The organism is Psychrobacter sp. (assembly GCF_030457785.1).
In the GTDB taxonomy this organism is placed as follows: Bacteria; Pseudomonadota; Gammaproteobacteria; order Pseudomonadales; family Moraxellaceae; genus Psychrobacter.
Window position 1 is genome coordinate 1 of record NZ_JAKDUI010000100.1, and the last position, 9,150, is coordinate 9,150.

Below are 9,150 nucleotides of genomic sequence, written 5' to 3' on the forward strand. Positions count from 1 at the left end.
GCATTCATCCCACTACCTTAGAGGTAGGGGATTTCTGCGGTAAAATGTTAAAATAGATTAAACCTAGAACCTCTAAGGATACTCCCTAAGAAGACCTAACGAAACTGACGCTTACCAAAAGCAATACTGGTCTGTTTGGCTTTTCTAAGTGCCAGTTTTCTATTACGGCCGAGCATCATCTTAAGCTGCCACATTTTTTCTTTATAGAGCGTTATCGCTGATTGGTGATGCATGGCATTAATCACGCGTTTGCTGGCCAACACTGCATCAGGGGATCGCTCCGAAAACTCAGCTGCAAGTGTCTGAGCTTGCTCAAGCGGCGACTCACTGCAATGACTGACAAGCCCCAACTCTTTAGCCTCACTCGCATCGATGATACGTGCCGTCATGGCGAGCTCTTTTAAGACGTCTTCTCTTACCACACCGAGCGCCGATTGCGTCAGGCCCATGTCAGGCACGAGCCCCCATTTAGCCTCCATAATAGACAGCTTGCAATCAGGGTGACTGATACGCACATCACAGGCGAGCGCCAGCTGTAACCCAGCACCGATGCAATAGCCTTCCAAGACTGCAATCACTGGCACGGGGACATCACGCCATACCAAACACACGCGTTGAAACGAGCTTTGCCAGGGCTTAAGCAACTCCCAAGCAGCAAACACTTGGTTTTTTGGATGATTCAAATCGCCTAAATCAATCCCTGCACAAAACGTCTCTTCTGCACCATTGAGGATAACCGCTCTAACGGTTTTATCTTTTTTCACACGCCCTGCTAAGGCGATTAACTCTTCTACTACCTTAAAACTCATGGCGTTTTTTTTGTGTGGGCGATTTAAGGTGACCGTCAATATATTGTCAGTACTGCTAACTATGAGGGTCTCATATTGTCGATTGGCAATCGCGTTCATAACAATCCTTATCAGTGAATAGTCCATATTGATGAAAAAAACATAACGCTAACGTTAGCAATTCTAGCAGGCTTATCTTTATCCTGCCCTAGCAATAACTGACTGCCACGGTACTATCGACAAGATATTCATCCAATGAAACCCATATAAGTGACGTAGACAACAAAAGCACGTTAAGATAGCACCCTATCATCAGGCATTTCACCGACCTTATATCATTTTCCAAGTCATATCGTTTTCACTCAAACGATGATAACTCAACTGTGGGTAAGCCGATAAATCTAGCGTTTGCAAATTATTCAAGGCAGTCATTAGCGCCTCATAATAAGGCTCGAGCATCGCAAACTGAGCAGGCGTCGTATGTTGGACATTCAGCAAGCACTTGTCTTCTAGGTCTTGGCTGGTCTGACGTAATTGCGGCACCCCCGTATAACGACTGCCGCCTAAAATACGATGTGCCGTTTGTGCCAGCATGCTACGGTCGCCTGCCTCCCATGCTTGGGTTAATGCTTGCTTTTCATCATTAATGGTGTCGATCATCATAATGATTAACTTTGCCGCCAAATCTGGTTTGTTGGCTGAGCGATTCAAAGCGTCTTGCCAATCTAAAATTTCTAAATGACTATTGCTTGCAAAATTGCTTTTTTGATTATGCTCTTCCGACTCTATATTCGCACCCTCCCCTTCATCACCAGGTCTTATAGGCGTTTTTGGCAGATTCAACAACGGCGATTGCCCTTGCTCTTGAAATTTTAGATTTTCGTAGCGTGGCTGGGTTTCTCGTGGCGTTTCTTTTCTGTGACCCTCACGTGGCTGGCTATCCCGTAGATAATCGTCGCGGATTTTTTTCAACGACAGCGGACGGGCTATCTTTGGCTGTTCGGCATCATCTAAGATATCTTCACGGCTACCCTTTTCTTCTTTTCTCGTTGGATAGGTTTTGCCCATGGCAGTGGTTGGCCACTCTGGCTGTTCTCCCGTATCTTGTAAATCTGAAGACGGTGTACCGATCTGTTGTGCGTCAGTATCCTGTACGTCAAAGCTATGTAAATTGGCTTCAGATAAAGCGGTTAGCTCTGATGCTGTCGTGGTACGGCCAAGCCATTTTTGCAGTACCTGCAGTAGCTGCGGCTGGCTGATAGGCTTTCCGACATAGTCATTGATGCCGCTAGCAATCAGCCTGTCTCGCTCATCGGCCAAACCATGAGCTGTCAGAGCAATGATGGGGATACCGCTTTCCTCTGTTTCGATATTGCGAATTTGCTTTGCTGCTTCATGTCCTGACATGCGCGGCATTTGAATATCCATAAATATCAGGTCGATATGCGAGTCGTCTTGACTGCTGCCTTTATCCTCACTGCTTGTATCGTCCGAATACGCCGTATTGCCAGATTGCTTTCTGATTTCGTCTCGTGCTTCTGCTTTCGAGCGTTGCGTCTTATTGGACAGGCTTTGAGTACGGTCTTTGGCTGTTTTTATGTTTTTGGTTTGTTGCTTGCTGATAATTTCTATCGCATCAAAACCACTACTCGCTGTTATTACATGAATGCCGAGCTCGCTCAATAAGGCATCGAGCACAAGTAAGTTAGGCAAATGATCATCCACTGCCAGTACGGTTACCCCTTTCCAACGTGGCTCTTGCATGCTCTTTGGCAAGCTGCGGTTTTGAGTATCAAGCATGGCGTATAGCTGTCTTTTATCTAACGGCTCATACAAGATATTGGCGTGATAGCGATTGAGCAAGGCTTGATCAGCGGCAACTTGGTAACCAAATACCGCAAGCTTGCCTTGATAATGCAAACGAATTTGTTTTAATAATGCCATCATATCGTCTTGCGTGTCATCATCAACGATAACCCAGTCCCAATCATTGCCGTGCTCTTTCAACGACTCAAGCACACCCGGTAATGAGTTTGCTTGGGTCAAGCGAATAGGCAGATGCTGTAAGCTGGCTTTGAGCACCTGTATGGAGGCGGAATGATTGATCCATACCAATACATTAAACTCATCCGTATCACTAGCAAGTGGTGCCAACACAGGTAGGTCAATCGTCTGACCATTGGCAACCTCCAACACATCAACGTGTGCAGGCATGCGAAACCAAAACGTCGCGCCTTGATTGGCGATATTTTCTTGGGCGTTGTCGTAAAAACCAATATCACCGCCCATCAACCGAACCAATTGTTTGGATATCACGAGACCCAAGCCCGTACCGCCATACTGACGAGTGATCGACGGATCCCCTTGGCTAAAGCTCTGAAACAACATTTTTTGATCAGCGATAGAGATGCCCTTGCCACTGTCTTGAACGCTAACCATCAAGTAATTATCACGATGATCGTCTAAGCTGACACGAACCACCACATCACCAGCATCGGTGAATTTGATTGCATTTCCGACGATATTGGTCAGCACCTGCTTGAGACGCAGAGCATCACCATTAATGCGCATCGGCACATCGTTATAAAACAACACCGCCATGCGCAGCCCTTTCTCAGCAGCCACTGGCGAGAGCATGTCGACCACATCATAAATCGTGTCGTAAAGATCAAAATCATGGCGATCAAGCACCAGCTTGCCGGCTTCTATCTTGGAGAAGTCCAAAACATCGTTCACTAAAGCCAATAAATGTGACGATGATTTACGAATGGTTTGCACATAAAGGTCTTGCTCAGGATTCAACTCACCGTGACGTGCCAGCAGATTGATAAACCCATCAATGCTATTTAACGGTGTACGCAGCTCGTGACTGATATTTGCCAAAAATGCTGATTTGGATTGACTGGTTGAAATTGCTGCATCACGCGCATTGCGAATAGAGATGTTTTGCATCTCCATCTCATCAAATGCCAAACGCAAATCATCTTCCGTTTGTTCTGCATGATCCTTCAGCTCCTGAAAGCTCATGTGCAATCGGCGCAATGTCCTGACCAAATCTTGTTGCAATAAATTCAGCTCGCCATCCGACTCAACGGGGATGGGATAATACAAATTATTCACATGAGTCCGCTGCAGTTGCAAACGCAGCTCATAGATTGGTGCGATCCAACGCTTTGAATAAATATTTAAGCTGAGCAATAAAATCAATATAGTGAACAAACCCGTGATCACAAGTGCCATCGCGATACGATAACGAGCGATATAAAGCGGTTCGTCGTCCATATCGACCAGCAACCACAGCTTTTGTCCTTCAAACTCACCCAGTTCACTACCATAAGCAGTACCAATAGCCGTTGCTTGTTGTAATATAAACTGCTCTGATACATCTATCGATGGCCATGCCTCATTCAGACCGTAGCCCACCGTTGCCAGTACTTGGTTATCTTGGTTTATAATAGCAATACGCTGTACATGCTGCTCGGACTGCATGCGACCGAGCTTGTCTTGGATAGCCTCAAGCTGTGAGACCACAACCTGAGGTGTATCCCCTACATAAATGTCACTAGTGTCTTGAGCACGGTCTTGCTCTAGCAGTTCAGGCATCAGTTCGGCAATCACCGGCGTATAACGAATCAGCACAGCCTCTGCCATGACTTCTTGCTCTGAATTACTGGCGCGCATGGTTTCATAAAAAACCAAAATACCACCAACGGCAGCCAATATACATATCGGTAAAAACACCAATACAACTAGCTGACCATAAGCGCTACTGGTATCAAATCGTTTTTTGTATGCCATGCAACCCACTCTTTATTGGTTTGTGCTATATATCATTCATGATGGTAAGTCAGTTTTATCACCAACCAACATCCATTCAGTAGCTATTTTAACAGTATTTATGGACATAAGTACTAAGCTCAGTTTCCATTGACTGCTTTCATTCTCTTGCAGTCGTCTACGACCCTCTGTTGCGCTGTGACGGTTCCCGTATCTTTTAGACACCACTCATTTACCAAAATCTCTCGATGCTCTCAGCGTAGCCAAAAACAAAATGATATAATGGCGCAACTTTTTACTTGCTACTATTTTTTATGGCTACCAGGTGTAACCAAATATCTACTGGCTATTGGCTTACATCTTGAAGTAGCCAAATCAACGCCCGCATTTCAAACCAAATGATATTAAAAAAACAGTTAGTTGAAAACTTATACTAAAAACAAGGCTACTTTATGTCCACTACGACCACGTCAAATACCAGTTTTATCTCTCAAGTAACTGCCCTTGCTGATTGCGTCGGGCAGACACCATTGGTCAAATTACAGCGCCTGCCTGAGCAAGAGAAAATCACCAACGGAGCGATATTACTGGCTAAGCTTGAAGGCAATAATCCAGCAGGCTCTGTAAAAGATCGTCCTGCGCTTAATATGATTTACCAAGCAGAACTGCGCGGCGATATCAAATCTGGCGATACCTTAATTGAGGCCACCAGTGGCAATACTGGCATTGCTTTGGCCATGGTCGCAGCGATGCGCGGTTATCCCATAATACTTTTGATGCCTACCAACTCAACTCAAGAACGCAAAGACGCAATGGCAGCCTACGGTGCCACATTGATAGAAGTCGACGAAGGCATGGAAGCGGCACGCGACCTAGCGTTGCAGATGCAAGCGGACGGCAAAGGTGTCGTATTAGATCAGTTTAACAACCCTGACAATAGCGAAGCGCATTATCTAACCACAGGACCCGAACTGTGGGCACAAACGGACAAAAAAATCACGCATTTTGTCAGCTCCATGGGCACCACCGGCACCATCACAGGCGTGTCTCGATATCTAAAAGAGCAAAACCCAGACATCAAGATCATCGGTCTACAGCCTGCTGAAGAGGCATCCATTGCCGGTATCCGCCGTTGGCCTGCGGCGTATATGCCGGGTATTTTTGATGCAGATTTAGTCGACGAAATGATGGACATCGACCAACTTACCGCTGAAGTCTATATGCGCAAAATGGCCAAAACTGAAGGTATTTTCGCTGGCGTTTCTTCTGGCGCAGCCGCATGGGCAGCCACTCAAATAGCCAAAGAAAATCCAAACGCAGTGATTGCTTTTATCGTCTGCGACCGTGGTGACCGTTATCTATCAACGGGGTTATATAGTGTTGATGACAATACCGATGCTGATGCCGATAGACAACAATAATAATGTAGGCGTTAATGAACCCTAGCACACAGCCGATGTGGCGCTGCACAACTCAGTCGATTCCAAGACGCTTACTCAGACGAAAAGAATGATAAGGCAGTTGAATGTCCATTCACTCCAGATCTTTTGAGTACAGTGAACCTTGTCTTTTTTGACTATCATTTTGTATTCGCACGAGTTATAAACGTATCAATAGTCAGGATTATTTATGTCCCAAGTCTTACCATCCGACCCTATACTGGTATTCGATATCGAAACCATCGCCGATACTGATGCGGCTCGCCGTATCTATCCGCAGCTGGCTGATCTCAATGATGCGGACGCATTAAGCGCTTTGACGGCGATACGCACACAAGAATCAGGGCACGACTTTATGCGCTTGCCATTACAGCGTATTGTCTGCATCTCAGCCTTGTATATCAAAGCTGGCAAGTTTTCTTTGTTTTCTCTGACTGCAGACAAATTTAACGAAAAGGACATCCTTGCCAAGTTTTTTCGAGCATTTAGCGAGCTTGAGACACTGCCACAGCTTATCAGCTGGAACGGTTCAGGCTTTGATATTCCAGTCCTTATATACCGCGCTATGCAATACGACTTGTCAGCACCTTGGCTGTTTGAAGAAGGTCAACGTATCAAAAATCTGCGTTTTGACAATTATGTCAATCGCTTCCATACCCGTCATCTTGATTTGATGGATAGATTCAGTCAGTACGGCGCCAGTCGCCGTGAAGCGATGAATGTGGTTGCCAGTCTCTACGATCTACCCGGCAAGACGGATGTCGATGGCAGTATGGTTGGTGACCTCGTTGCTAATGATGATTGGCAGACACTATCGATATATTGTGAGTCTGATGTCATGAACACTTGGCTGATATATCTGCGCTGGCTTCGTCTCACTGGTCAATTATCTTCACAAGGTTTTGATGATTGGCAACAGCAAAGCCATGACTACTTAGCACAACTTACCCAAGCAGACGGACGTGCACGTCACCATGAATTTATCGCTGACTGGTCTTCTGCGCCAAAAACATAAATAACCGTACCATTCACAAAAACTCGAGTAGCAAGGAAAAATAGTTCAAGTACTGTGTATAGCGCACGTACTATACCCAGCACAAGCACTACACATTGTAGGCTAAGCGATTTTGACACAGCTAGTCGTGTTTTTGAGTTTGGTATAACTTCATCACCACTCAAGATGCAAATAATAAATCGCATAACCAGCACTACCAAAACAGTTATATCAAGACGTTTTTATCAAGACAGTGCTGATCATGATTATTTTTAGAATTTTATCACTTATTATTAAGGCAGGTTTATGAAACCCACCGACTCAAAAAGTACCGATACGCAAACCATCACCACACCGCCCAATAAGAAAAGATCGAAACCATCGTCAAAGATACGTCGCCGTCTAAAAGACGCAGAGCCATCGCCTTTTACTATTGATGGACTATCACACGATGGTCGTGGCGTGGCAGTATATGGCAATGGGTTCGATGAAAAAGACGGACATGTCGCAGACAAACATGGTAAAAAGGTTTTTGTTAGTTTCGCTTTGCCAGGTGAAAGCGCCCTGGTCAAATTGACCAACAGCCGCGCAAGTTTTGAGGCAGGTGATGCAGTTAGCATTACTGCCAACCCAAACCCTGAGCGCACTGAGCCACCCTGCCCGCATTTTGGTGTCTGTGGTGGTTGCAACCTACAACACTGGCAGCCAGATGGTCAAATTAACTTTAAGCAATCAGTTCTTGCTGAGATGTTAGTGCACCAAGCCGACGTCGCGCCTGATACTTGGCTTGCACCTGTGGTTGGTGATCGCCTTGGATATCGTACCAAAGCACGACTCGGTGTGCGCTATGTCACCAAAAAAGAAACGGCGCTAGTAGGTTTTCGTGAGCGTTCAAGCAACTTCCTCGCAGAGTTAAATGAGTGTCATATTTTAGACCCACGGATTGGCTTTGAGATTGAGAATCTAAAAGCCCTCATCAGCACTTTAGAGAGTCGTGACAAAATTGCCCAGTTGGAATTGGCCATGGGTGAGGAAATACCTGAGTTACCAGATGGCGATCAACCCGTCGCGCTCATCGTACGTAACTTAGCACCCTTATCAGACGCGGATGTCGACAAGCTAAAGGTGTTTTTTGCCGAGCGTCATTGGCAGTTGTATCTGCAGTCTAAAGGGGCTGATAGCATCCAACGTATTGCGTTGACAAACGATGATGACATGAGCCAGCAGTTTGGTCGATTATATTATCAACTACCAGAATTTGATCTGACGTATGAATTTATCCCTACTGACTTTACTCAAGTAAACTTGTCAGTAAATCGACAAATGACCAAGCTCGCTTGCGATTTATTAGACTTAAAGGCTGGCGAACGGGTACTGGATTTATTTAGCGGACTCGGCAACTTTAGCTTACCACTCGCCCGCCTCGTTGGCGACACCGGCTCAGTGGTCGGCGTAGAAGGTAGCGATGCAATGACTGCACGTGCAGCCGATAACGCCCGTCGCAATGGCATCAATAATACGGCATTTTATAGCCAAGACTTAACGCATGATTGCTCAGATCAACCTTGGGCCAATCAAGGCTTTGATGCGCTACTGATTGACCCACCACGCTCTGGTGCATGGGAAATTATGCAATATTTGCCTAAATTCAATGCTGACCGTATCGTATATGTTTCTTGCAACCCAGCGACGCTTGCTCGTGATACCAAAGCATTATTAGAACAAGGCTATCGTCTGACTCATGCTGGAGTGATGGATATGTTTTGTCATACTGGTCATGTCGAGTCTATCGCTCGTTTTGAAAAAGTCGCTATCTAGTCTGATAAACCGCCTCTATTTACTCGTTTGTACTCAGTCAAAGCTATGAGTAAGCGGTATTAATAAGTAGAGGCTATTCACCGTTTTTATCACCAGTCATTACACAGCCTAGCTTGATTTGTCACTTCAACGTGAGATAATACCAAACGGTATTCATATATTTGCTTTATCAGCGCTGAACGAGAAAAAACAATCTCAGCTTTCCACGCATTTTACTGCTGCTAAATAAGCATTTTTGGTAGTTCTATTGATTTATAGCGTCCCATCTACAATTATAAATAGGACTTACGCAAAACCAGAGATATATTGCCAACCTAAAGCATAGCGTAGTACC

5 protein-coding genes are annotated in these 9,150 nt (G+C 45.3%); 3 read left to right on the forward strand and 2 right to left on the reverse strand.

Translation table 11 applies throughout. From position 1 onward, the window contains the following. Positions 1 to 95: 95 nt before the first annotated feature. Both L0J61_RS06365 and L0J61_RS06370 read right to left on the reverse strand, forming a co-directional pair. A complete protein-coding gene (locus tag L0J61_RS06365; RefSeq protein ID WP_301465491.1) occupies positions 96 to 908 on the reverse strand; it encodes a crotonase/enoyl-CoA hydratase family protein in 813 nt (270 codons plus the stop codon). Between the two features lie 210 nt (positions 909 to 1,118). After that, on the reverse strand, positions 1,119 to 4,586 hold the full coding sequence (locus tag L0J61_RS06370) for an ATP-binding protein (RefSeq protein ID WP_301465492.1): 3,468 nt from the start codon (positions 4,584 to 4,586) through the stop codon (positions 1,119 to 1,121). 431 nt (positions 4,587 to 5,017) lie between these two features. On the opposite strand from L0J61_RS06370, the gene cysM reads away from it, so the two are divergent. The 3 genes from cysM to rlmD all read left to right on the forward strand — a co-directional run bounded on the left by cysM (position 5,018) and on the right by rlmD (position 8,816). Continuing rightward, entirely contained in the window at positions 5,018 to 5,986 is a 969-nt protein-coding gene (cysM, locus tag L0J61_RS06375) for a cysteine synthase CysM (protein ID WP_301465493.1), read from the forward strand. Between the two features lie 208 nt (positions 5,987 to 6,194). Further along, positions 6,195 to 7,019, forward strand: a complete 825-nt coding sequence (locus L0J61_RS06380) for a 3'-5' exonuclease (RefSeq protein ID WP_301465494.1) — start codon at positions 6,195 to 6,197, stop codon at positions 7,017 to 7,019. Between the two features lie 285 nt (positions 7,020 to 7,304). Further along, positions 7,305 to 8,816 carry a 23S rRNA (uracil(1939)-C(5))-methyltransferase RlmD gene (gene rlmD, locus L0J61_RS06385; protein ID WP_301465495.1) on the forward strand — a complete coding sequence of 504 codons (1,512 nt, stop codon included), beginning with the start codon at positions 7,305 to 7,307 and terminating at the stop codon, positions 8,814 to 8,816. Positions 8,817 to 9,150: the final 334 nt, after the last annotated feature.

Bases quoted from the DNA above. Each gene is read 5' to 3' on its own strand.
- L0J61_RS06365 (WP_301465491.1), bottom strand. From the start codon at position 908: ATGAACGCGATTGCCAATCGACAATATGAGACCCTCATAGTTAGCAGT.
- L0J61_RS06370 (WP_301465492.1), bottom strand. From the start codon at position 4,586: ATGGCATACAAAAAACGATTTGATACCAGTAGCGCTTATGGTCAGCTA.
- cysM (WP_301465493.1), top strand. From the start codon at position 5,018: ATGTCCACTACGACCACGTCAAATACCAGTTTTATCTCTCAAGTAACT.
- L0J61_RS06380 (WP_301465494.1), top strand. From the start codon at position 6,195: ATGTCCCAAGTCTTACCATCCGACCCTATACTGGTATTCGATATCGAA.
- rlmD (WP_301465495.1), top strand. From the start codon at position 7,305: ATGAAACCCACCGACTCAAAAAGTACCGATACGCAAACCATCACCACA.